The organism is Agromyces sp. NPDC056965, from assembly GCF_042673425.1.
GTDB lineage: Bacteria > Actinomycetota > Actinomycetes > Actinomycetales > Microbacteriaceae > Agromyces.
The window spans coordinates 11052-32760 of record NZ_JBHURI010000041.1 but is presented as its reverse complement, the minus strand read 5'-3'; the positions used below and the strand labels follow the sequence as shown (position 1 = coordinate 32760).

Here is a 21709-nt window from a genome sequence, read left to right as displayed (position 1 = left end):
CGCACACTAGGCCATCGAGGTGACGAGCAGGAAGATGCTCGGCGCCGGCGAGGCCGACCGGTCGCGGTCGCTAGGATCTTCGGCATGCCATCGCCTTCCCACGCCGCCGTCGACCGAGTTGCCAGCGCCCTCGCCGGGCACGGGCTCGCGCCCGAGATCGTCTGGTTCGACGATGCCGTCACGACCGCCCCGCTCGCCGCGGAGGCCCTCGGCGTCGAGGTCGGCCAGATCGCGAACTCCCTCGTCTTCACGATCGACGACGAGCCGATCCTGGTGCTGACGTCGGGGTCGCACCGGGTCGACACGGAATGGCTCGGGCAGCAGCTCGGCGGCGTCATCCGTCGCGCCTCGAAGGAGACGGTGAAGGAGGCGACCGGCCAGGTGATCGGCGGCGTCGCGCCGCTCGGCCACCCCGCGCCGGTGCGCACGGTCGTCGACGTGCAGCTCGCCGACTACCCCGCGGTCTGGGCGGCCGCCGGCCACGCCAAGACGGTCTTCCCGACGTCGTTCGACGAGCTCGTGCGCATCACAGGCGGCACGCCGAGCGCGGTCGAACCGCCGCCCGCGTCGCAGTGAGCCGGCGCGCCTGAACCGGCGCGCCGAGCCTCAGGCGACGCGTCGCGCGCCCGCGTCGGCCTGCACCGTGAAGATCGCCGGCTCCCGGTAGCTGCGCTCGGCGAACACCGCGAGCACCTCGCGGGTCACGACGGGAACGAGCGCGTCGACCATCAGCGCGATCGCCGCGCCGCCGAAGCCGCCGCCCGTCATGCGGGCGCCGATCGCGCCCGTCGCCTGCGCGGTCTCGACGGCGAGGTCGAGTTCGGGCACCGAGATCTCGAAGTCGTCGCGCATCGAGACGTGCGAGGCGTCGAGGAACGGACCGATCGCACCCGGTCCGTGCTCGCGCAGGGCGCGCACGGTGTCGAGCACGCGCTGGTTCTCGGTCACCACGTGGCGCACTCGGCGGAACGTCTCGTCGTCGAGCAGCTCGGCGGCGCGGTCGAGGTCGTCGACGCGGATGTCGCGCAGCGACTCGACCCCGAGTGCGGCAGCGCCGGCCTCGCACGAGGCGCGACGTGCGGCGTACCCGCCCGAGGCGTGCGCGTGCTCGACGCGCGTGTCGATCACGAGCACCGAGAGCCCGTCGGCCCGGAAGCCGAGCGGGATGACCTCGGAGTCGAGGCTGCGGCAGTCGAGGAAGACACCGGCGTCGGCTTCGCCGAGGAGCGACGCCGACTGGTCCATGATGCCGGTCGGCGCACCGACGGCACGGTTCTCGGCGAGACGGCCGACCTTCGCGAGCGTGGGGCGGTCGAGCCCGAGGCCCCAGTGCTCGTCGAGGGCGAGTGCGACGGCGCATTCGATCGCGGCCGACGACGAGAGCCCTGCGCCGATCGGCACCTCGGAGGCGACGTAGAGGTCGACGCCGCGAACGCCGGCGAGCTCGGCGCCGAACTCGCCGAGTGCCCAGGCCACGCCGAGGGGGTAGGCGGCCCAGCCGCTCACCGCGTCGGGGGTGAGCTCGTCGAGGTGGATGGTGACCGCCTCGGGCGAGAACGCCGAGGCGACGCGGATGACTCGGTCGTCGCGGTCGCCGAGCGCCACCGCCGTGCGCCGGTCGATCGCGAACGGGAAGACGAATCCGTCGTTGTAGTCGGTGTGCTCCCCGATGAGGTTGACCCGCCCGGGCGCCGACCAGACGCCCGCCGGGCGCCTGCCGTACCATTCGGCGAACCCGTGCTCCGCGGTCGCCGTGATGCCCGCCGCCGTCGCGTCGTTCGTCGTCTCGCTCATGCTTCAGTCTTTCCGATCGCGGCGCGCAGCGCCTCAGCCTGGGATTCGGGGGTGACGTCGCCGATCCATGCTCCCATCGCCGCCTCCGAGCCGGCGAGGAACTTCAGCTTGTCGGCGCCGCGGCGCGGGCTCGTGAGCTGGAGCATGAGCCGCACCTCGTCCCGGCGCTCGTGCACCGGCGCCTGGTGCCACGCGGCGATGTACGGCGTCGGGGTGTCGTAGAGCAGGTCGACGCCGCGCAGCAGCCGCAGGTAGAGCGTCGCGAGCTCGTCGCGCTCGTCGAGCGTGGTCTCCGCGAGGTCGGGCACGTGACGGTGGGGGAGCAGGTGCACCTCGATCGGCCAGCGCGCGGCGAACGGCACGTACGCCGTCCAGCGCTCACCCGAGAGCACGACTCTGGGGCCGCCGCGTTCGCGCTCGAGCACGTCGGCGAAGAGCGTCGGCCCGTAGGCGTCGATCGAGGCGAGCAGCCGCTCGGTGCGCGGCGTCACGTACGGGTACGAGTAGATCTGGCCGTGCGGGTGGCCGAGCGTGACGCCGATCGCCTCGCCGCGGTTCTCGAAGGGGAAGACCTGCTGCACGCCGGGCATGGCCGAGAGCGCGGCGGTGCGCTGCGCCCACGCCTCGATGACGGTGCGCGCGCGGGAGACGGTCTGGGTGCCGAAGGAGCCCTCGTGCTCCGGGCTGAAGCAGACGACCTCGCAGCGGCCGATCGAGGGGTGCGTGCGCTCGAGCCCGACACGGCGGAGCTCGGCGAGGGTGTCGGCGTCGGAGTCGTCCGGATCGGCCAGCGCTGGGCCGAACGACGGCGAGCGGTTCTCGAAGACGGCGACGTCGTAGGTGCTCGGGATCTCCGAGGGGTTGCCGGGGCGCTGCGGGGCGAGGGGGTCGAGATCGGCGGGCGGCAGGAAGACGCGGTTCTGGCGCGCTGCGGCGATCGAGATCCACTCCCCGGTCAGTGGGTCCTGCCGCATCTGCGCATTCGCGGGCCGCGGGTCGAGCACTCGCTCGTCGATCGCGCGCTCGGCGGGCAGCGTCGAGTCGGCGTCGTCGAAGTAGATGAGCTCGCGGCCGTCGGCGAGCAGGGTGGGGGTCACGGTGATGCGCGGGTCGACAGGGGCAGCGGATGCCGCGCCGGCGACGTCGTTCGAGTCGGTCACGCGCACACCCTACGCGACTTTCGTTTTGCAAACAAACGCATTTCGTATTGCAAAGTCGACGTCGAGCGCGCATGATTCCGGTATGTCCATCGACGCGTCCGCGAATGCGCCGCTCGACGCGCCCCGGCGACGCGAGCTCGCGCTCGCCCTCGTCGCCGAGCGGGGGTTCGTGCGCGTCGCCGAGCTCTCGCGCGCCTTCGGCGTCACGACCGTCACGGCACGCGCCGACCTCGACGCACTCGAGCGGCAGGGCGGCATCCGTCGCGTGCACGGCGGTGCGGTGCCGGTTTCGTCGCCGCTCGCCGTCGATCGCCCCGAACGCGAACCGAGCTTCGAGGAGGCGCTCGAGGCATCCGTCGAACCCAAGCGCCTGATCGGTTCGCTCGCGGCGTCGTTCGTGCGCAGCGGGCAGAGCATCATCCTCGACGTGGGCACCACGACCCTGCAGGTCGCCCGCGCGCTCCGCGCCCGCGCCGACCTCGAAGACGTCGTCGTCTTCACGAACGGGCTGTCGATCGCCCTCGAACTCGAACCCGAGATCCCGCGCTTCACGGTCGTCGTGACCGGCGGCACGCTGCGGCCGAAGCAGCACTCCCTGGTGCATCCGCTCGCCGGCTCGATGCTCGACGAGGTGCACGTCGACCTCGCCTTCATCGGCGGCAACGGAGTCGACGCCGCGCACGGCGTCACGAACGCGAACCTGCCCGAGGCCGCGGTCAAGGCGCTCATGATGCGCTCGGCCGCGCGCTCGATCGTCGTCGCCGATGCATCGAAGCTCGGCGAGGTGCACCTCGGCCGCATCGCCCCGGTCGACGCCTTCGACGGGCTCGTCACGGATGCCGCGGCCCCGTCGCCGATCGTCGCCGAGCTCCTCGATGCCGGGCTCGCCGTGCACTTCGCCCGAGACCCTAGAGTGGATCCATGACCCTTCCCACGGGCGAGCAGTTCGTGCTCGAGACGACGACGTCGAGCGGCGACATCCGCGCGACCATCACCGCCGTCGCCGCAGGCATCCGCACCCTCAGCATCAACGGCATCGACCTCGTGCCGCCGTTCGCAGAAGACCAGACGCCGCCCATGGGAGCCGGCATCGTGCTCGCGCCGTGGCCGAACCGCATCCGCGACGGTCGCTGGAGCCACGACGGCGTCGACCACCAGCTCGCGATCTCGGAGCCGGCGAAGAACAACGCCATCCACGGGCTGCTCCGCAACACCGAGTACAAGCCGATCTCGCGCGAACGCGACTCCGTCACGCTCTCGGCGACGGTGTACCCGCAACTCGGCTACCCGTTCCTGCTCGGCACGGCCGTGCACTACGAGCTCGTCTCCGACGGACTGCGGGTCACGCACTACGTCGAGAACCTCGGCGCCGATCCCGCCCCCGTCGCGATCGGCACGCACCCCTACCTGAAGATCGGCGGCGTGCCGACGGTCGACCTCGTGCTGCGCCTCGACGCCGCGAGCCACATCGAGGTCGACGAGCGGCTGCTGCCGACCGGCGAGGTGCCCGTCGACGGCACCGAGTGGGACTTCCGCGAAGGTCGCCGCGTCGGCGACGTCTCGCTCGACGACGCCTTCGGCGAGATCGCGAGCGAAGACGGGCAGGTGCTGCACACGCTCACCGCGCCCGACGGCCGCACCGTCTCGGTCTGGGCCGACTCGGTGTTCGAGTACGTGCAGGTCTACACCACGACCCGGTTCCCGGGCGAGGAGGGCGACGTCGCGATCGCGATCGAGCCCATGACCGCCCCGGCCGAGGCCTTCAACTCCGGCCGCGGCCTGCGCTGGCTCGACCCGGGCGAGGAGTGGCAGATCTCATGGGGCATCCGCTTCGAGGGGTTCACGGCGGAGTAGCCGAACCGGCTTCTCCACGGAGCATCCCGAACGACCGAAGCTGGCGCGGCCGTCGAGCTTCCGTCAGACTGTGTCCATGTTCTTTCGTCGGCCCGTCAAGCAGTGGTTGATGCTCACGAGCCTCGTGTTGGGGCTCATCGGAAGCGCGATCGGGGCGGCCATCGGCCAGCCCAACTCGTGGCTCTGGTTCGGCGCCGGGGTTCTCGTCGCACTCCTGCTCGTTCCGGCCACAGCGCGCCTGCGAGCGGCCAAGCAGACTCGGTAGCGAGCGGTGAGGCGGTCGCCCGAGTGAGGCTCAGCCGACGACGCACGACCCGGAGTCGACCGTCGCGTCGAGACCGGGCGCGGCGCTCGCGAGCGGAGAGAGCGTCGACGTCGGGATGGCGAAGCCGACGTTGTCGACCGTCTCCGACTTCGCGAAGACGACCGCGGCGACCTCGCCGTCGCCGGTGAGCACCGGTCCGCCCGAGTTGCCGTGGTCGACATCCGCGGCGAGCGTCACGATGTCGCGCGTGGAGGTGCTGCCGTCGGTCCGAATGGTCAGCGGCCCGCTCGACATGACGTTCGCGGGCCGCAGTTCGAACGGTCCGCCGAAGGGGTAGCCGGCCACGGCGACCTCCTGCCCGAGCGACGGGGTCGAGATGGCGAGCGGCGGGGTCGCGAGGCCGTCGACCGCGATCAGCGCGAGGTCGCTGTCGGGGTCGTACGACACCACTCGGCCGGGCACGGCGGGCTGGCCCGGGGCCTCGACGATCGGCTCGGTCACCCCGGCGACGACGTGCGCGTTCGTCACGATGCGGTCGGGGGCGACGACGAAGCCGCTGCCCGAGAGCGTCGAACCGCACTGGAACGCGCTGCCGGTGATGCGCACGACGGATGCCGCGGCGACGGCGAGCTCCGGGTCGTCGACGTCGAACGTCGGCAGGGCCGGCGCCTCGGTCGGCCCGCCGAGCACGTCGACGAGCCAGGGGAGGCCCTCGCCGAGGGCGGCCGTGCGGATCTCCGCGAGCAGCGTGCGCGTCGGCGCCGGCGTGACGGCGTCGAGGCCCTGCAGCACGCGCGACCCGGCGATCGCCGGGGAGAGCACGGGCACGCCCATCGCCGAGACGCCCGAGGCCACGAGTGCGACGACGAAGGCGGTGACGAGCAGGTTGCCGAGGGCGCCGAGGATGCGGTCGAGCACCCCCAGCTTGACCGCGCGCACGCCGCGGCTCAGGAGCCGGCCGACCACGGCGCCGAGCCAGGCGCCGAGGCAGAGCAGCGCGATGGCCGCGGCGATCGCGGCGGGGGCCCGCCATTCGGGCCAGGGCACGATGCCGGCGATCCACGGCATGACGAAGTAGGCGGCGATTCCCGCGGCGACGAGGCCGACGAGACCGGCGGCGGTGCGCAGGAGCCCGGCGCGCCAGCCGTTCACGATCGCGCCGATGAAGACGAGCACGAGGGCGACGTCGAGCAGGATGCTCCAGACCACGGGGCTCCCTTCGAGGCCGGGGGAACTCCAGCCTGCGGCATCCGTCTTCGAGAGTGCTGAAGGCGCGCAGACGGTGACGCGCGGGAACGGCCCCGTCGTCGGGCTGTGCTGCAGACCGTGACGCGGGAGAACGGCCCCGTCGTCGGGTCGACGGAGCCGTTCGGTCGTGCTCGGCGCTCCTACATCGTCGGCATCAGCACCGAGTCGATGAGGTAGACCGTCGCGTTCGCGGTGTGCACGCCGCCGCAGACGACCGCGGCGTCGTTGACCTTCAGGTCGTCACCGGAGCCGGTCACCTCGACCGTGCCGCCCTCGACGGTCGTCTGCGTTCCGACGACCTCGTCGGGCGAGAGCTGACCGGGCACCACGTGGTACGTGAGGATCTTCGAGAGCGTCGCCGAGTCGGTCTTCAGCGATTCGATGGTCGCGGCGTCGATCTTGGCGAAGGCGTCGTCGACCGGGGCGAAGACGGTGAACTCGTCGCCGTTCAGCGTGCTGACGAGGTCGACGTCGGGGTTCAGCTGGCCGGAGACCGCGGCGACGAGCGTCGTCAGCAGCGGGTTGTTCGAGGCGGCGACGGCCACCGGGTCGGTGGACATCCCGACGACGGAACCCGGGCCGTCGGGCACGGCGTCGGCGTAGGCGGCGCAGCCGGGGCCGACGAGATCGGCGGCGGGGTCGGCCGTCATCGCCTCGTCGCTCGGCTGGGTCTCCTCCGACGACATCGCCGGTTCGTCGCTCTCGGCGGCGCTGCCGCCCATGCTGCAGCCGGCGAGCCCGAGCGCGGCGACAGCCGTGATCGAGAACGCCGCGAGGGCGGTGCGGGTGCTGCGGTTCGTGGAACGCATCGGTCGACTCCTTCGTGAATGGCGACCGCGGAGCGGGTCGTTGCGAGGGGTTCGGCGCCGGTGGCCGATCGGATTGGTCGGCCTCGGCGCCGCCCCGACCAATCGGATCCGGCCTCCGCGCCGAACCACCGGCGACCCGAGAAAGCAGGACCCCGTGATCACCCTCGCCCTCATCGGCCTCCTCGGAGGCCTCATCACCGGCATCTCGCCCTGCATCCTCCCGGTGCTGCCGGTCATCTTCCTGTCGGGCGGGGCGCAGAGCGCCAGAGGCACGGCGGATGCCCCGGCGGCCGGGCGCTGGCGGCCCTACCTCGTCATCGCGGGCCTCGTGGTGAGCTTCAGCGTCTTCACCCTCGTCGGCTCACTGCTGCTGGCGCTGCTCGGACTGCCGCAGGACGTGCTGCGGTGGGCGGGCATCGTCGTGCTGGTGCTCATCGGCGTCGGCCTCATCGTGCCCCGCTTCGAAGAGCTGCTCGAGAAGCCGTTCTCGTGGATCCCGAGGAAGGACGTCGGCACCGAACAGGGCGGGTTCCCGCTCGGCCTCGCCCTCGGCGCCGTCTACGTGCCGTGCGCCGGGCCGGTGCTCGCGGCGATCACGGTCGCGGGGTCGACGGGCCGCATCGGGGTGGAGACGGTCGTGCTGACCGTGTCGTTCGCCGTCGGCGCGGCGCTCCCGCTCCTCGTCTTCGCCCTCGCCGGGCGACGGGTGGCGGAACGTGTCAGGACCTTCCGCACGCATCAGCGCGGAATCCGCATCACCGGCGGCGTCGTGATGATCGCGCTCGCCGTGGGGCTGGTCTTCAACCTTCCCCAGCTGCTGCAGCGCCTCGTGCCCGACTACACGAGCGCGTTCCAAGAGGAGCTCGCCGATTCCGAGGAGGTCACCAGGGCGCTCGACCTCGGCGGACTCGTGAACGACGAGAACGCGAAGCTCGACGAGTGCACGAACGGCGCCGCCGAACTCGAGTCGTGCGGCACCGCGCCGTCGATCACGGGCATCGAGCAATGGTTCAACACCGACGGCGGGGCGCCCGTTGACCTCGCCCAGCTCCGCGGCCGGGTCGTGCTCGTCGACTTCTGGGCGTACTCGTGCATCAACTGCCAGCGCTCCATCCCGCACGTCGTCGCCTGGGACGACGCCTACCGCGACGACGGCCTCTCCGTCGTCGGCATCCACTCGCCCGAGTACGCCTTCGAGAAGGAACCGCGCAACGTCGAGGCGGGCATCGCCGGCTTCGGCATCGACTACCCCGTCGGCCTCGACAACTCGCTCGCGACGTGGACGAACTATCGCAACCGCTATTGGCCGGCGCATTACCTGATCGACGCCGACGGGGTCGTGCGCCACATCTCGTTCGGCGAGGGCAACTACGCCGCGACCGAGGGCCTCATCCGCGAGCTGCTGCAGGACGCCGACTCCGAGGTCGAACTGCCACCCGTCACCGAGCAGGCCGACGACACCCCCGAGGCCGGTTCCACGACGCCCGAGAGCTTCCTCGGCACGACGAAGCAGGTGAACTTCGCCGGGGGCGAGCCGTATCGCCGGGCGACGACGGAGTTCGTCTTCCCGAAGCGGCTCGCCGCCGACTCCTTCGCCCTCGACGGCGCGTGGGCGCTCGACACGCAGTCGATCGCCCCGTCGTCGGGCGATGCGCGCGTGCGGCTCGACTACACCGCGCGCGAGGTGCGGATGGTGCTCGGCGGCGAGGGCACGATCGCCGTCGACGACGGCGGGCAGCGCCGCGAGATCACGGTCAGCGGCGTGCCGAGGTCGTACGAGCTCGTGCAGACGGATGCCGCGGCATCCGGAACCCTCACCGTCACCGTGAGCCCCGGTGTCGACGCCTACTCCTTCACGTTCGGATGAACCATGTCTTCGCAGTGCAGCGCGCGGTCGTCGTGGCCCGCACGACGACCGGTACCCGATCTGGCATGCTGGGGCGCGTGGCCGACCGCGACAGTGACCTCACTGCGCCGGTGCCCGGTCCGACCGCCGAAGAACTGCTCACGCGCGTCGGCACGGGCGACCGGGACGCCTTCGGCGCGCTCTACGACCAGACGTCGGCGCGGGTCTTCGGCCTCGTGCGCCGGCTCGTGGTCGACCCGGCGCAGGCCGAGGAGGTGACGCAGGACGTGTACCTCGAGATCTGGCAGACGGCCCCGAGATTCGACGCGGCCCGTGGCGGCGCCCTCGCGTGGATGTTCACCCTCGCGCATCGCCGAGCGGTCGACCGCATCCGGGCCTCCCAGGCGGCGCGCGATCGCGACCTCCGCATCGGGGTGCGCGACCTCGACGTGCCCGTCGACACGGTCGCCGAAGCGGTCGAGATCAGGGTCGAGCACGAACGCGTCGTCGACGCGCTCGACGAACTCAGCGAACTGCAACGCGAGTGTGTTTCGCTGGCCTACTACGGCGGGCTCACGCAGACTGAGATCGCCGACCGCCTCGAGGTGCCGCTCGGCACGGTCAAGACCCGATTGCGAGACGGGATGATCAGATTGCGAACCGCACTGGGGGTGACGACATGAGCGAGCCGAACGAGCCGCGCGACGAGCACGACGGCAGTCGCGAGGAGTCCGCGCCCGACGGGATCGACGAGCTCGACGCGCTCCGCGACGCCGTCGCCGCGTACGCGCTCGACGCGGTCGATGCCGACGAACGGGAGGCCGTCGAGCGTGCACTCGCCGACGACCCCGAGCTGCGGGGCGACGCCGACGGGTTCGCCGAGACGGCGGCCCTGCTCGCCGGCGCCGCCGCGCCCGTCGAGCCGCCGCCCGACCTGAAGTCCCGGCTCATGGCGCAGCTCGACGGCCTGCCGCAGCAGCTTCCAGATGCCCCGGTGCCCGCTGCACCGCCGCAGCAGCTTCCGGACGCCTCGGCGCCGGCGGCTCCGACGCCTGCGGCTCCCGCGGCGGCGCCCGCCCCACCACGCGAACCCGGCCCGGCCGAGCGCGCCGCGAAGCGTCGCTGGTTCCAGCGTCCGGGGGTGATCATCGCGGCAGCTGCGGCATCCGTCGTGCTCATCGCCGGGGCGATCATCGGGATCGGCTGGGCCGGACCCAACGGCTGGGGCGCGCAGCGCGAGATGGCGGCGATCGCCGAGGCGCCCGACGTGGAGTCGTCGACGCACGAGCTCGAGGGCGGCGGCGCCGTCACGCTCTACTGGTCGGCCGAGCAGGGCCGCTCCGGCGTCGTCGTCGAGGGGCTGCCCGATGTCGGCGCCGACTCGACCTACGAGCTCTGGTACATCGACGACGCGGGCGCGCAGTCGGCGGGCACCTTCGACGTGCAGGGCGACGAGACCTGGCGCGTGCTCGAGGGCGACTTCGCACCGGGCGTCGCAGTCGGCGTCACCGTCGAGCCCGCGGGCGGTTCGCCGCAACCCACGACCGAACCGATCGTCGTCATCCCCACGTAGTCGACCTGCGACAACGGATGCCCCGGCGCCGCGGCCTCTCGGTTAGGGTCTGAGTGCCCGTGGCCGAACGGCCGGGCCCAGCACACGATGAGGAGTTCGGATGCGCGTCGGCATGTTCCTGAATTACGCGGGCGGCTTCCGGGAGGTCGCCGACGAGGTCGTCGAACTCGAGCGCGCGGGCGTCGACCTCATCGCCGTGCCCGAGGCGTACTCGTTCGACGCCGTGAGCCAGCTCGGCTTCCTCGCGGCCCGCACGTCGACGATCACCCTCGCCTCCGGCATCCTGCAGCTCTACACGCGCACGCCCACCCTCACGGCGATGACCGCAGCCGGTCTCGACTTCGTCTCGGACGGGCGCTTCGAGCTCGGCATCGGGGCATCCGGCCCGCAGGTCATCGAGGGCTTCCACGGCGTGCCCTACGACGCCCCGCTCGGCCGCACCCGCGAACTCGTCGACATCTGCCGCATGGTCTGGCGCCGCGAACCGGTCGTGCACGACGGTCGCCGCTACCGGATCCCGCTGCCCGCAGGGGAGGGCACGGGCCTCGGCAAGCCGCTGAAGCTCATCAACCACCCCCTGCGCGAGCGCATCCCGATCACGATCGCCTCCCTCGGCCAGAAGTCGGTCGAGCAGACCGCGGAGATCGCCGACGGCTGGCTGCCGATGTTCTTCCACCCCGAGCAGGCGGCCGGGGTGTGGGGCGACGCGCTCGCCGCGGGCGCCGCCAAGCGCGCCCCCGAACTCGCACCGCTCGACATCTTCGCGAGCCCGGCGTTCGCGATCACCGACCACCCCGAGCAGGTGCTGCCGCTCGTGAAGCCGCAGCTCGCGCTCTACATCGGGGGCATGGGCGCCCGTGGCAAGAACTTCTACAACGAGCTCATCTCGAGCTACGGCTTCGAGGCCGAGGCCGCGCACATCCAGGACCTCTACCTCGAGGGGCGCAAGGACGAGGCGATCGCCGCGGTGCCCGACGAGCTCGTCAGTGCGATCTCGCTCATCGGTCCGGCCGGTCACGTCGCCGAGCGGGTCGCGTCATTCGCCGAGGCCGGCGTGACGACCCTCGCCGTGACCCCGCTCGCCCGCAATTCCGCCGAGCGGGTCGCGCTCATGGCCGGGCTGCGCTCGATCGTCGGCTGACCTCGCGCCGCGGCATCCGCTTCGATCGGTCGATGAGCGGATGTCGCGGCTGCGAACAATCCCGGCGAAGTCGCGCCTGCCTCTGGCGCCCGGGCCGGGTACGGGGCTAGCGTGAGATCGTGCCCGCGATGAAGCGGACGCAAGGGACACCTGGGGAGGAGCCGCCATGGCGGGAACGTTCGAGCTCTACGAGGATGCGAGCGGACAGTTCAGGTTCCGACTGAAGGCCGGCAACGGCCAGACGATCGCGGCATCCGAGGCCTACACGACGAAGGCGGCCGCGCAGAACGGCATCGAGTCGGTGCGCACCAACGCCCCCGACGCACCCATCGTCGACCAGACCGCGTAGTTCGAGCGCCCGCCGAGGCGGTGCCCGGGAACGGGCAGCGATCGAGCGTGCCGGTGGTGTGCGGGGCCCGTCGGCATCAGCGTGCCGTCGAGGTGCCGGTGCCGGCCGCATCGTCGATCGCGACGACGTCGACACCGTCGATCGTCCGCCGCCAGGCCGCATACGCCCAGACCGCGAGTGCGAGCATGGGCCCCCAGAACCACATCGGCAGCACGAGGTTGAACACGATCATCGCGTCCAGCGAGTCCGCATCGAGCGTCAGCAGGATGATCGGCACCGCCGAGATGGTGATGACCGTGGCGGCGGCGAGACCGGGCACGACGGCGAGTCGGGCCGGCACCGGGCGGCCGCCGACGCGGGGCATCCAGCTCGGGAACACCCGCCCCCATCGCAGGATGAGCCCGAGCGTCAGGATGCTCGCAGCGACCGCACCGGAGCCGAGCATGAGGCCGGTCGCAAGCGTCGCGGGATCGAGTTCGCCGCGTGCCGGGGCGAACAACGGCCAGGGGGTGAGCCAGCTCGCACGCATGACCGCGTAGGGCAGCGGGCCGAGCGCGGCGAGCACGGTCAGAGCGCGTCGGTGGCGCACGAGCCACCCCTCGAAGCGGCGCAGTCCGCGGGTGGTGCGTCCCGCAACGATCGCGATCGCTGTCCACGAGAGCACGGCGACGACGGAGACGGCGGAGATGAGGATCAGCATGCCCTGGGCGGCGAGCGCGGCGCCGAACGAGGCGAGGAAGGTGGTCACGCCGGCCCAGGTGAGCCCGGCCGACCAGACCGCCATGCCGATGAGTGCCGCGAGCAGCACGAGCAGCGGCACGCCGAGGCGGGGCGCCCGCACGACGAGTACCGCGGTCGTCACGATGCCGGCGATGACCGCGGCGAGTCCGAACAGGTAGCCGGCGAGGGTGATCGTTCCGGTGTCGCCGAGCACGAATGCCACGGCGACGGCGCAGAGCGCCGCCGCGCCGGCGATGAGCGGGGCCCGCCGGGCGAGCGCCGCGGGGGCGGCGGTCGCGATCGCGACCACGAGGCCCACGGCGCCCGTCGCGACGACGGCCGCCGCGAACCAGGCGGGGCCGAGCAGGGCGCTCGCCGGGCTCTCCGACGTCGCGGTCGCGAACGGGTTCGACTCGGGCACGAGCCACCAGACGAGCCCGAACGTGAGGATCGCCGCGGAGGCGAGCAGGGCGACTGCGCCGAGTGCGCGCAGCAGTCGCGTGGACGGCGCCGGGGGCGCTGCGATGGAACCGGTGGCCGGTTCTCGGACGGACGTCATCGATGCTCCTCTTCGTCGCTCGGGAGGCCGCCCGATCGGCGGTCGCCCGGAGGGCCGGATCCGGCCCGCACCGACAGCCTCCCGGCACGGCGGGCCTCGTCGCCTCACCCGTGCGGGTGACCCGAACGGTTCGGCACGGCCGGTAGCGTGGGGCCGATGAAGGATGCCACGACGGCCCCTGCGGGGGGTCCGAGCCCGGCCGACTGGGCGTGGACGGCTGTGACGGCGGCCGCGCTGCTGCCGTTCACCGTTGTGGAGGTGCTCGACGAGTCGGGCCCGGCGGCGGGATGGTCGGTCGTCGTCCTCTCGCTCTACGGCATGCTGCACCTCACCGTCGCCGTGCGGCGGCGGTGGCCGCGTGCGGCGATCGTCGTGGCATCCGCCCTCATGCTGGCCCTCGTGATCGCGAGCCTGCCCGGCATGCCGGGGCTCGCCGTGATGCAGGCGAGCTCGCTCGTCTACCTCGCCGTCGTCTACGCCGCCGCCGCGAGCGACGACCACCTCGCGGGGATCGCCGCGCTCGTCGTCGGCGTCGTCGGCGCCGGGATCGTCACCTGGACGGTGCTCCTCTCAGGACGCGAGAGCGACGCGGCGATGATCGCGAGCCCCTGGGCGGCGCTCACGCTGTTCGGCTCGCTCGCCGGCGGCATCGGCGCCGCCTGGGCGCTCGGGCGGTACCGGCGCGAGGCGCTCCGCAAGCGGGCGGCGCAGGAGCTCGCGATCGCACAGGCCGCCGAGCTCCGGCATCAGGGAGAGCTGCGCGCGGTCGCCGAGGAGCGCCGTCGGATCGGCCGGGAGCTGCACGACGTCATCGCCCATTCGCTCGCGGTGATGGTCGCGCAGGCCGAGGCGTCGCGGTTGCTCGTCGGGCGCGACGACGACCGCGCCCGCGGCGCCGTGGAGCACGTCGTCTCGACCGGACGTGCCGCGATGGCCGACATGCGCGGACTCCTCGGTGCGCTCGCCGCGGTGCCCGACGGAGCATCCGGTGCCGCGCCCGACCGGTCGCCGGCAGAGCTCGGTTCGCCGGGCGACACCGCGCCCCGCGAACCGAGCCCCGGCCTCGACGGCCTACCAGCGCTCGTGGAGCGCTCGCAGGCGCCGGAGCGCAGCGCCGAGCTGTTCGTCTCGGGCAGCCCCGCCGAGGTGCGGCCGGGCGTCGGCCTGACGGCCTACCGGGTGGTGCAGGAAGCGCTGACCAACACGATCAGGCACGCATCGCCGCCCACGCACTCACGGGTGGGACTCGACTGGGGCGAGGTGCTCACGGTCACCGTCGTCGACGACGGGCCGCCACCGGCCGACGGCGCCGCCCTCGCCGCCGGGCGCGGACTGCGGGGCATGCGCGAACGGGTCGAGCAGGCGGGCGGCGACTTCGAGGCCGGGCCGAACTCGGATGCACCGGGGTGGCGCGTCGTCGCGAGGCTGCCGCTCGCCGTCGCGGGCGAATCCGAGGAGGGGGCGCGATGACCGGCCCGCGTATCCGGGTCGCACTCGCCGACGACCAGGAGCTCATGCGCTCCGCCCTCGAGGTCATGCTCGAGGCGTCGCCCGGCCTCGAGCTCGTCGCGCAGGCCGCCGACGGCATCGAGCTCCTCGAACGGCTCCGAGTGCACCGTGCCGACGTCGTCGTGATGGACGTGCGGATGCCCCGGCTCGACGGCATCGAGACGACGAAGCGGGTGCGCGCGGAGCATCCGGCCAGCCGGGTGCTCGTGCTGACCACCTTCGACCTCGACGAATACGTGTTCGCAGCGGTCAGGGCCGGAGCGAGCGGGTTCCTGACGAAGGATGCCTCGGCCGAGGAGCTCGCCGCCGCGATCCGCGCCGTGCACGCGGGCGACGCGATGCTCGCGCCGCGCGCGACGGCGAGCCTCGTCGACTTCGTCGCGCAGGTTCCCGGGCCGGTCGACGCCGAGACGCTGCTCGAGCCGCTCACGGCCCGGGAGCGCGAGGTGCTCGCCCTGCTCGTCACCGGCGCCTCGAACGAGGACATCGCCGCCCGCCTCTACCTGACCGGCAACACCGTGAAGACGCACGTCAAGGCGATCCTCGCGAAGCTCGAGCTGCCCGACCGGGTGCACGTCATCATCTGGGCGTACGAGCACGGGCTCGTGGCGGGGTGACGTGCGATCGCGCACCGGGCTCATGGAAGAATGGTCGGCGAGCCCCTCTAGCTCAGTTGGTAGAGCAGCGGACTTTTAATCCGCGGGTCGTCAGTTCGAGCCTGACGGGGGGCACCGTTCCCGGCGCCGGCAGCTTGCATGCCCGCCTCGGCCGGCGTCCGGCCGAGCGGAGTATCCTGTTCCGAATGGCCGCCGACTACCATCGCCCCACCAAGCTCCCGCCTGGCATGTTCGAGGACTTCGTGGGCGGCGCCGACCCCGCGCAGCTCAGCCGGGCCGCGCACGACACCGCCGCGGCACTGCTCGCGCGGGTGCGGGCGGACCCCGATCCGGAGATCGTCGCGCGCCTCATCGACTACACCGACCGGCACGGCATCGACGCGATCGCCGAGCTCTGGTCGCGGTCGTCGGCGAAGAGCCTGCCGGGTGCGCTCTGGCGCATCTACCTGCTCCGCACGCTCATCGGGCAGGACGCCGAGTTGCTGAGCCTCGCCTACCGGCGCGGCACCGACGTGTCGCGGACGATCGACCAGGTCGTCGCCGGCGCGGCCGCACCCGCGGGGCCGCCCGAGGTGCGCGACGTCGCCGACCGGGTGCTGCACGGCGCCTTCACCGGCGATTTCGCCATCGCCCTCGACCGGGCGGCGGCCTTCGCACGCGTCTGCGCGGCCGGGTTCGCGAGCCTCGCCGATGATGCGGATGCCTCGGACGCGGTGCATCCCGATCGACCAGCGGCCTTCACCCGCCGCGCCCTTCGCCTGACCGAACTGGCCGACGAACTCAGCGCGTGCGCACGGCTCTGGCGGCGCGACGCGCTCGACTGACGAACCTGCACGGCCGGGTGGGAATGAACTCGCTCCCGGTGTCGTTTAGAATTGACGTGGCCGGCCGCAGTAACCCCGGGCTCCAATATTCGCCGCTCCGAGCGGCCTCGCGCCGAGAGGCGTTCCTGCGGCCGGCCTCTTGCATGTCCGGGCTCCTGCACCGCATCGTGAGCCGACGAGCGGATGCCTCGGCACGGCGCGAGCCCGCGGCATCCGCGTAGCATCGGAGCATGCCCGAGACCGTCACGCTCCTCATCGAACCCGCACCCGCCGATGCTCCCGACCTCGATGTCGCGTCGACCTTGCGCGACGTCGACGCCGCAGCTCCCGCGCTCCGCGTCGGGGAGCTGTCGACCCAGCGCGGCGACGGCATCTTCGAGACCATCGGCGTCGTCGACGGCCACGCGCAGGAGACCGGGCCGCACCTCGCGCGCCTGCGCAACTCCGCCCTCATCTGCGAACTTCCCGAGCCGAACCTCGCCCAGTGGCGGGCGGCCATCGACACGGCGGTCGCACGCCTCCCGCAGCGCGGCGAGTTCGCGATCAAGCTCGTGCTCAGCCGAGGCGTCGAGCACGGACCTGCCCCGACCGCGTGGCTGCACGCCGTGCCCGCGACGGACTTCACCGCAGTGCGCGAACGCGGGGTCGCCGTCGTGACCCTCGATCGCGGCTACGCGCACGACGCCGCCGAGCGCGCGCCGTGGCTGCTGCTCGGAGCGAAGACCCTCAGCTACGCCACCAACATGGCGGCGCTGCGCGAGGCGCACCGACGCGGCGCCGATGACGCGATCTTCCTGTCCTCCGACGGCTACGTCATGGAGGGGCCGACATCGAGCGTCATCCTCCGGCACGGCGACGTCTACTCGACGCCCGCGCCGTCGGGAGCGATCCTGCACGGCACGACGCAGCAGAGCCTCTTCGAGCACCTCGAATCGACGGGTCGGGTCACCGAGTACCGGGACATCCCCATCGCCGACCTCGCCGCCGCCGACGCGATCTGGCTCGTCTCGAGCGTGCGTCTCGCGGTCGGGGTGACCCGTCTCGACGGGGGATCGATCGCGAGCGACGCCGTCGAGACGCGCGCGTTCAACGACTACCTGCGGTCGCCCCGCGACTGACCGGGGCCGGACTCAGCCGAAGCGGCCCGAGACGTAGTCCTCGGTCGCCTGCACCGACGGGTTCGAGAAGATCGTCGTGGTGTCGTTGTACTCGATCAGGTTGCCGGGCTTGCCCGTGCCCGCGATGTTGAAGAACGCGGTCTTGTCGCTGACGCGAGATGCCTGCTGCATGTTGTGCGTCACGATCACGATCGTGTACTTCTGCTTGAGGTCCTCGATGAGGTCCTCGATCGCGAGGGTCGAGATCGGGTCGAGCGCCGAGCACGGCTCGTCCATCAGGATGACCTCGGGGGAGACGGCGATCGCTCGTGCGATGCAGAGACGCTGCTGCTGGCCGCCCGAGAGCCCCGAGCCGGGGCGGTCGAGACGGTCCTTGACCTCGTTCCACAGGTTGGCGCCGCGCAGCGACTTCTCGACGAGCTCCTCGGCGTCGGGCTTGGAGATGCGCTTGTTGTTGAGCTTCACGCCCGCGAGCACGTTCTCCTTGATCGACATCGTCGGGAACGGGTTCGGCCGCTGGAAGACCATGCCCACCTGACGGCGCACGAGCACCGGGTCGACGTCGGGGTCGTAGAGGTTGTTGCCGTCGATGAGCACCTCTCCCTCGACGCGCGCCCCGGGGATGACCTCGTGCATGCGGTTCAGCGTGCGGAGGAAGGTCGACTTGCCGCAGCCCGAGGGGCCGATGAACGCGGTCACGCTGCGGGGCTCGATCGCGAGGTTCACACCCTCGACGGCGAGGAACTTCGAGTAGTAGACGTTGAGGTCGCGGACCTCGATGCGCTTGGACACGGGTTTCCTTTGCTTGCGGGTCAGCGGCCGAACTTCGGCGCGAAGAATCGGGCGACGAGCCTCGCGATGAGGTTCAGCGCCATGACGATGAGGATGAGGGTGAGGGCGGCGGCCCACGCGCGGTCGAGGTAGGCCTGCGGGGGATTGCCCTGGTTCGCGTATTGCGTGTACACGTACACGGGCAGCGACTGCATGCGATCGGAGAACAGGTTGTAGTTCATGCTCGCGGTGAAGCCGGCGGCGATGAGGAGCGGTGCCGTCTCGCCGATCACGCGGGCGATCGAGAGCATGATGCCCGTCGTGATGCCCGCGATGGAGGTCGGCAGCACGACCTTGACGATCGTCAGCCACTTCGGCACGCCGAGCGCGTAGGCGGCCTCGCGGAGTTCGTTCGGCACGAGGCGGAGCATCTCCTCGCTCGAGCGCACGACCACGGGGATCATGAGGAGCGAGAGGGCCACGGCGCCGGCGATGCCGGTGCGAGTGCCGGGGCCGAGGAAGATCGCGAACAGGGAGTAGGCGAAGAGGCCCGCGACGATCGAGGGGATGCCGGTCATGACGTCGACGAGGAAGGTGACGCCGCGGGCGAGCTTGCCGCGTCCGTACTCGACCAGGTAGATCGAGGTCATGAGGCCGATCGGGATCGAGATGACCGCGGCCGCGCCCGTCATGAGCAGGGTGCCGATGATGGCGTGCAGCGCGCCGCCGCCCTCGCCGGTGACGTTGCGCATCGACATCGAGAAGAAGTCGGCGTCGAAGCGGGCGGCGCCGAGCGTGACGACCGTGATGCCGAGCGAGACGAGCGGGATCATCGCGAGGAGGAAGGCGCCCGTCACGAGTGCCGTGACGAGGCGGTCCATCGCCCGTCGGCGTCCCTCGACGAGCGTCGAGAAGAGCCAGATCGCGGGGATGTAGAGCAGCGCCCCGATGAAGAGGGCCCCGCCCCAGTTGTAGCCGGAGCCCGAGCCGAACGAGACGACGCCGAACACCGCGGCCGAGACGGCGACGGCGGCGGCGAGGATCGTCCACGGCGCCGACTTCGGCAGTCGTCCGGCGGTCAGCGAGTTGGAGATGGCGACGCCGGTCTCCGGGGGCCGAGTGGTCTGGATGGTCATCAGTTGGCTCCCGAGAATTCCTTGCGGCGGCTGACGATCCAGCGTGCGAAGGCGTTGACCGCGAAGGTCACGACGAAGAGGATGAGGCCGGTGGCGATGAGGACGTTGACGTTCAGTCCGTACGCCTCGGGGAAGCTGAGTGCGATGTTCGCCGCGATCGTATTCGGGTTCACCGAGGTCAGCAGCTGGAAGGTGATCACCGGCGAGGCGGAGAGCACCATCGCGACGGCCATCGTCTCGCCGAGCGCGCGACCGAGGCCGAGCACCGAGGCGGAGATGATGCCCGAGCGGCCGAAGGGCAGCACCGCCGTGCGGATCATCTCCCAGCGCGTGGCACCGAGGGCGAGGGCCGCCTCCTCGTGCAGCACGGGCGTCTGCAGGAACACCTCACGGCAGATGGCGGTCATGATCGGCAGGACCATGACGGCGAGCACGAGGGCCGCGGTCAGGATCGTGCGGCCCGTCGCCGAGGGCGTGCCGCTGAAGAGGGGGATCCAGCCGAGGTTCTCGTTCAGCCAGGCGTAGGCGTCGACGAGCGCCGGGGCGAAGACTCCGATGCCCCACAGGCCGAAGACGACCGAGGGCACCGCGGCGAGGAGGTCGACGACGTAGCCGAGCACCGAGGCGAGCCGGCGGGGCGCGTAGTGCGAGATGAAGAGGGCGATGCCGATGGAGATCGGAAGCGCGACGAGGAGGGCGAGGGCGGCAGCCCAGACCGTGCCGAAGACGAGCGGACCGACGTAGTCCCAGAAGTTCGTCTTGAGGATCGAGGCGTCCTCGCTCGAGGCCACCACTGCAGGGATGCTCTGCACGATGAGGAAGATGGCCACCGCGGCCAAGGTGACGAGGATCATCGATCCCGCGAACACCGCCGAGCGGGAGAAGACGAGGTCGCCGATGCGGAGCTTCGCCTTGATCGGGGCCTGTGCGGACGTCATCTGGTGCGTTCCTCGGAGTTCTTGAGTCGGATTCTGGAGACGCGATCATGCCCGACCCCGCCGCGAACGAGCGGGGTCGGGCACGAACCTACTACTGGATCGAGTCGATCGCAGCCGTGATCTTCTCGCGGAGCGAGTCCGAGATGGGAGCCGAACCGGCGTCGGTCGCCGCGACTTCCTGGCCCTCGGGGCTCGCGATGTACGAGAGGTAGCCCTTGACGAGGTCGACGTTCGCCGGGTCCTCGTACTGGCCGCACGCGATGAGGTAGCTCACGAGCACGATCGGGTAGACGCCGGCCTCTTCCGAGGTGCGGTCGATCTCGATGGCGAGGTCGCCGTCTGCGCGGCCCTCGGCGAACGGCGAGTGGTCGACGATCGCGGCAGCGGCCTCGGGCGAGTACGGCACGAACTCGTCGCCGACCTTGATCGAGACGGTGCCGAGGTCACCGGCGCGCGACGCGTCGGCGTAGCCGATGGTGCCGTTGCCGTTGCTCACTGCGTCGACGAGGCCCGAGGTGCCCTGAGCGGCTTCGCCGCCCTCGAACGGCCAGACGCCGTCGGCTTCCCAGGTCCAGACGTCGGCAGCTGCTGCGCCGAGGTACTCGGTGAAGTTCTCGGTGGTGCCAGAGTCGTCCGAGCGGTGCACGGGCGTGATGGCGAGGTCGGGGAGGGTCGCGTCGGGGTTCGTCGCGGCGATCGCCGGGTCGTTCCAGTTGGTGATCGTGCCGGCGAAGATGCCCGCAACGGTCGCCGCGTCGAGGTCGAGCGAGTCGACGCCCTCGACGTTGAAGATGACCGCGATCGGCGAGATGTAGAGCGGGAGCTCGACGATCGTCGAGTCGGCGGCGCACTTCTTGAAGCCGCCCGCGGCGAGCTCCTCGTCCTTGAACGCGCGGTCGGAGCCGGCGAAGTCGCTGGCGCCCTCGAGGAAGGTCTCACGACCCGCACCCGATCCGGAGGGGTCGTAGTCGACGGTGACGTCGGGGTTCGCGGTCTGGAAACCGGCGATCCACGACTGCTGGGCCGCATCCTGCGAGGATGCGCCCGCGCCGACGAGGTTGCCCGAGAGCGTCGATGCCGACTCCGACGGAGCTGCGCCGCCTTCGTTCGTGGCACAGGAGCTGAGCGCGATCGCCGCAGTGACGGCGATGACGGCGGGCACGCCGAGACGCTTGAGGTTCACGTGAATTCCCTTCCGGGGTTCGATTGCAGGTTGTGGGCCGGTGCCGACCCGCCTGCGACGCTAATGAGCGCGCCTTACGAGCATCCGTTACGACGGTAAACAGCAGGTGAACGACCGCTGTCGCACTGGACTCGCTCCCGGAATTCCGCGGCCTCAGGCGCGCGGTGCGTGCGTTTCGATCGCGATGATTCCTCGGGTGACCGCGGCCTCAGGCGCGCGGTGCGTGCGTTTCGATCGCGATGATTCCTCGGGTGACCGCGGCCTCAGGCGCGCGGTGCGTGCGTTTCGATCGCGA

General features: G+C 71.5%; 22 protein-coding genes and 1 tRNA gene. 14 read left to right on the top strand and 9 right to left on the bottom strand.

Going from position 1 to position 21709, the window contains the following annotated elements; genetic code table 11:
* Positions 1 to 84: 84 nt before the first annotated feature.
* Positions 85 to 576 carry a YbaK/EbsC family protein gene (locus tag ACFTQE_RS11965; protein WP_376925278.1) on the top strand — a complete coding sequence of 164 codons (492 nt, stop codon included), beginning with the start codon at positions 85 to 87 and terminating at the stop codon, positions 574 to 576.
* Positions 577 to 606: 30 nt separating this feature from the next.
* On the opposite strand, the gene galK is transcribed toward ACFTQE_RS11965, so the two are convergent.
* Positions 607 to 1794, bottom strand: coding sequence for a galactokinase (gene galK, locus ACFTQE_RS11960; protein ID WP_376925277.1), 1188 nt, complete (start codon positions 1792 to 1794; stop codon positions 607 to 609).
* Entirely contained in the window at positions 1791 to 2897 is a 1107-nt protein-coding gene (gene galT / locus ACFTQE_RS11955; RefSeq protein WP_376925285.1) for a galactose-1-phosphate uridylyltransferase, read from the bottom strand. The genes galK and galT overlap by 4 nt, the downstream gene beginning before the upstream one ends.
* 139 nt (positions 2898 to 3036) lie before the next feature.
* On the opposite strand from galT, the gene ACFTQE_RS11950 reads away from it, so the two are divergent.
* The 3 genes from ACFTQE_RS11950 to ACFTQE_RS11940 all read left to right on the top strand — a co-directional run bounded on the left by ACFTQE_RS11950 (position 3037) and on the right by ACFTQE_RS11940 (position 5073).
* On the top strand, positions 3037 to 3879 hold the full coding sequence (locus ACFTQE_RS11950; RefSeq protein WP_376925276.1) for a DeoR/GlpR family DNA-binding transcription regulator: 843 nt from the start codon (positions 3037 to 3039) through the stop codon (positions 3877 to 3879).
* Positions 3876 to 4808 (top strand): aldose 1-epimerase family protein, encoded by a 933-nt coding sequence (locus ACFTQE_RS11945; protein ID WP_376925275.1) that lies wholly within the window; start codon positions 3876 to 3878, stop codon positions 4806 to 4808. The genes ACFTQE_RS11950 and ACFTQE_RS11945 overlap by 4 nt, the downstream gene beginning before the upstream one ends.
* A 76-nt stretch (positions 4809 to 4884) precedes the next feature.
* Positions 4885 to 5073 carry a hypothetical protein gene (locus ACFTQE_RS11940; protein WP_376925274.1) on the top strand — a complete coding sequence of 63 codons (189 nt, stop codon included), beginning with the start codon at positions 4885 to 4887 and terminating at the stop codon, positions 5071 to 5073.
* Between the two features lie 30 nt (positions 5074 to 5103).
* Here the strand turns inward: ACFTQE_RS11940 and ACFTQE_RS11935 are convergent, their stop codons facing one another.
* Both ACFTQE_RS11935 and ACFTQE_RS11930 read right to left on the bottom strand, forming a co-directional pair.
* Positions 5104 to 6282 (bottom strand): MarP family serine protease, encoded by a 1179-nt coding sequence (locus ACFTQE_RS11935; RefSeq protein ID WP_376925273.1) that lies wholly within the window; start codon positions 6280 to 6282, stop codon positions 5104 to 5106.
* A 179-nt stretch (positions 6283 to 6461) separates the two neighbouring features.
* Complete coding sequence (locus tag ACFTQE_RS11930) at positions 6462 to 7130, bottom strand: fasciclin domain-containing protein (RefSeq protein WP_376925272.1); 669 nt, start codon at positions 7128 to 7130, stop codon at positions 6462 to 6464.
* 154 nt (positions 7131 to 7284) lie between these two features.
* On the opposite strand from ACFTQE_RS11930, the gene ACFTQE_RS11925 reads away from it, so the two are divergent.
* From ACFTQE_RS11925 to ACFTQE_RS11905, 5 genes are all read left to right on the top strand, one after another.
* Complete coding sequence (locus tag ACFTQE_RS11925) at positions 7285 to 8997, top strand: cytochrome c biogenesis protein DipZ (RefSeq protein WP_376925271.1); 1713 nt, start codon at positions 7285 to 7287, stop codon at positions 8995 to 8997.
* Positions 8998 to 9062: 65 nt separating this feature from the next.
* The gene (gene sigK, locus ACFTQE_RS11920) at positions 9063 to 9659 is read left to right on the top strand and encodes an ECF RNA polymerase sigma factor SigK (RefSeq protein WP_376925270.1); all 597 of its coding nucleotides are present in this window, start codon (positions 9063 to 9065) and stop codon (positions 9657 to 9659) included.
* Entirely contained in the window at positions 9656 to 10549 is an 894-nt protein-coding gene (locus tag ACFTQE_RS11915) for an anti-sigma factor domain-containing protein (RefSeq protein WP_376925269.1), read from the top strand. The genes sigK and ACFTQE_RS11915 overlap by 4 nt, the downstream gene beginning before the upstream one ends.
* Positions 10550 to 10649: 100 nt before the next feature.
* Entirely contained in the window at positions 10650 to 11690 is a 1041-nt protein-coding gene (locus ACFTQE_RS11910) for an LLM class F420-dependent oxidoreductase (protein WP_376925268.1), read from the top strand.
* A 166-nt stretch (positions 11691 to 11856) separates the two neighbouring features.
* Positions 11857 to 12039 (top strand): YegP family protein, encoded by a 183-nt coding sequence (locus tag ACFTQE_RS11905; protein ID WP_376925267.1) that lies wholly within the window; start codon positions 11857 to 11859, stop codon positions 12037 to 12039.
* Positions 12040 to 12115: 76 nt separating this feature from the next.
* Here the strand turns inward: ACFTQE_RS11905 and ACFTQE_RS11900 are convergent, their stop codons facing one another.
* On the bottom strand, positions 12116 to 13318 hold the full coding sequence (locus tag ACFTQE_RS11900; RefSeq protein ID WP_376925266.1) for a hypothetical protein: 1203 nt from the start codon (positions 13316 to 13318) through the stop codon (positions 12116 to 12118).
* Positions 13319 to 13474: 156 nt separating this feature from the next.
* Here ACFTQE_RS11900 and ACFTQE_RS11895 point away from each other — a divergent pair, with 156 nt between their 5' ends.
* The 5 genes from ACFTQE_RS11895 (at position 13475) to ACFTQE_RS11875 (ending at position 17386) form a co-directional block, all read left to right on the top strand.
* Positions 13475 to 14788 (top strand): sensor histidine kinase, encoded by a 1314-nt coding sequence (locus tag ACFTQE_RS11895; protein ID WP_376925265.1) that lies wholly within the window; start codon positions 13475 to 13477, stop codon positions 14786 to 14788.
* Positions 14785 to 15444: a response regulator gene (locus tag ACFTQE_RS11890; protein WP_376925264.1), complete on the top strand. Its 660-nt coding sequence runs from the start codon at positions 14785 to 14787 to the stop codon at positions 15442 to 15444. Before ACFTQE_RS11895 ends, ACFTQE_RS11890 begins: the two co-directional genes overlap by 4 nt.
* A 41-nt stretch (positions 15445 to 15485) precedes the next feature.
* Positions 15486 to 15558 (top strand) — tRNA-Lys (locus ACFTQE_RS11885).
* A 71-nt stretch (positions 15559 to 15629) separates the two neighbouring features.
* The gene (locus ACFTQE_RS11880; RefSeq protein ID WP_376925263.1) at positions 15630 to 16268 is read left to right on the top strand and encodes a DNA-directed RNA polymerase subunit beta; all 639 of its coding nucleotides are present in this window, start codon (positions 15630 to 15632) and stop codon (positions 16266 to 16268) included.
* A 230-nt stretch (positions 16269 to 16498) separates the two neighbouring features.
* Positions 16499 to 17386, top strand: coding sequence for an aminodeoxychorismate lyase (locus tag ACFTQE_RS11875; protein ID WP_376925262.1), 888 nt, complete (start codon positions 16499 to 16501; stop codon positions 17384 to 17386).
* A 12-nt stretch (positions 17387 to 17398) separates the two neighbouring features.
* On the opposite strand, the gene pstB is transcribed toward ACFTQE_RS11875, so the two are convergent.
* From pstB to ACFTQE_RS11855, 4 genes are all read right to left on the bottom strand, one after another.
* A complete protein-coding gene (gene pstB, locus ACFTQE_RS11870; protein WP_375834918.1) occupies positions 17399 to 18178 on the bottom strand; it encodes a phosphate ABC transporter ATP-binding protein PstB in 780 nt (259 codons plus the stop codon).
* A gap of 20 nt (positions 18179 to 18198) precedes the next feature.
* Positions 18199 to 19293, bottom strand: a complete 1095-nt coding sequence (gene pstA / locus ACFTQE_RS11865; protein WP_376925261.1) for a phosphate ABC transporter permease PstA — start codon at positions 19291 to 19293, stop codon at positions 18199 to 18201.
* Positions 19293 to 20231, bottom strand: a complete 939-nt coding sequence (gene pstC / locus ACFTQE_RS11860; protein ID WP_376925260.1) for a phosphate ABC transporter permease subunit PstC — start codon at positions 20229 to 20231, stop codon at positions 19293 to 19295. The genes pstA and pstC overlap by 1 nt, the downstream gene beginning before the upstream one ends.
* A gap of 91 nt (positions 20232 to 20322) precedes the next feature.
* Positions 20323 to 21414: a phosphate ABC transporter substrate-binding protein PstS gene (locus ACFTQE_RS11855; protein ID WP_376925259.1), complete on the bottom strand. Its 1092-nt coding sequence runs from the start codon at positions 21412 to 21414 to the stop codon at positions 20323 to 20325.
* Between the last annotated feature and the right edge of the window lie 295 nt (positions 21415 to 21709).

Bases quoted from the DNA above. Each gene is read 5' to 3' on its own strand.
- ACFTQE_RS11910 (WP_376925268.1), top strand. From the start codon at position 10,650: ATGCGCGTCGGCATGTTCCTGAATTACGCGGGCGGCTTCCGGGAGGTC.
- pstC (WP_376925260.1), bottom strand. From the start codon at position 20,231: ATGACGTCCGCACAGGCCCCGATCAAGGCGAAGCTCCGCATCGGCGAC.
- ACFTQE_RS11880 (WP_376925263.1), top strand. From the start codon at position 15,630: ATGGCCGCCGACTACCATCGCCCCACCAAGCTCCCGCCTGGCATGTTC.
- ACFTQE_RS11930 (WP_376925272.1), bottom strand. From the start codon at position 7,130: ATGCGTTCCACGAACCGCAGCACCCGCACCGCCCTCGCGGCGTTCTCG.
- ACFTQE_RS11890 (WP_376925264.1), top strand. From the start codon at position 14,785: ATGACCGGCCCGCGTATCCGGGTCGCACTCGCCGACGACCAGGAGCTC.
- ACFTQE_RS11900 (WP_376925266.1), bottom strand. From the start codon at position 13,318: ATGACGTCCGTCCGAGAACCGGCCACCGGTTCCATCGCAGCGCCCCCG.
- ACFTQE_RS11905 (WP_376925267.1), top strand. From the start codon at position 11,857: ATGGCGGGAACGTTCGAGCTCTACGAGGATGCGAGCGGACAGTTCAGG.
- ACFTQE_RS11940 (WP_376925274.1), top strand. From the start codon at position 4,885: ATGTTCTTTCGTCGGCCCGTCAAGCAGTGGTTGATGCTCACGAGCCTC.
- ACFTQE_RS11915 (WP_376925269.1), top strand. From the start codon at position 9,656: ATGAGCGAGCCGAACGAGCCGCGCGACGAGCACGACGGCAGTCGCGAG.
- galK (WP_376925277.1), bottom strand. From the start codon at position 1,794: ATGAGCGAGACGACGAACGACGCGACGGCGGCGGGCATCACGGCGACC.
- ACFTQE_RS11875 (WP_376925262.1), top strand. From the start codon at position 16,499: ATGCCCGAGACCGTCACGCTCCTCATCGAACCCGCACCCGCCGATGCT.
- ACFTQE_RS11950 (WP_376925276.1), top strand. From the start codon at position 3,037: ATGTCCATCGACGCGTCCGCGAATGCGCCGCTCGACGCGCCCCGGCGA.
- sigK (WP_376925270.1), top strand. From the start codon at position 9,063: ATGCTGGGGCGCGTGGCCGACCGCGACAGTGACCTCACTGCGCCGGTG.
- ACFTQE_RS11965 (WP_376925278.1), top strand. From the start codon at position 85: ATGCCATCGCCTTCCCACGCCGCCGTCGACCGAGTTGCCAGCGCCCTC.
- ACFTQE_RS11895 (WP_376925265.1), top strand. From the start codon at position 13,475: ATGAAGGATGCCACGACGGCCCCTGCGGGGGGTCCGAGCCCGGCCGAC.
- pstA (WP_376925261.1), bottom strand. From the start codon at position 19,293: ATGACCATCCAGACCACTCGGCCCCCGGAGACCGGCGTCGCCATCTCC.
- ACFTQE_RS11945 (WP_376925275.1), top strand. From the start codon at position 3,876: ATGACCCTTCCCACGGGCGAGCAGTTCGTGCTCGAGACGACGACGTCG.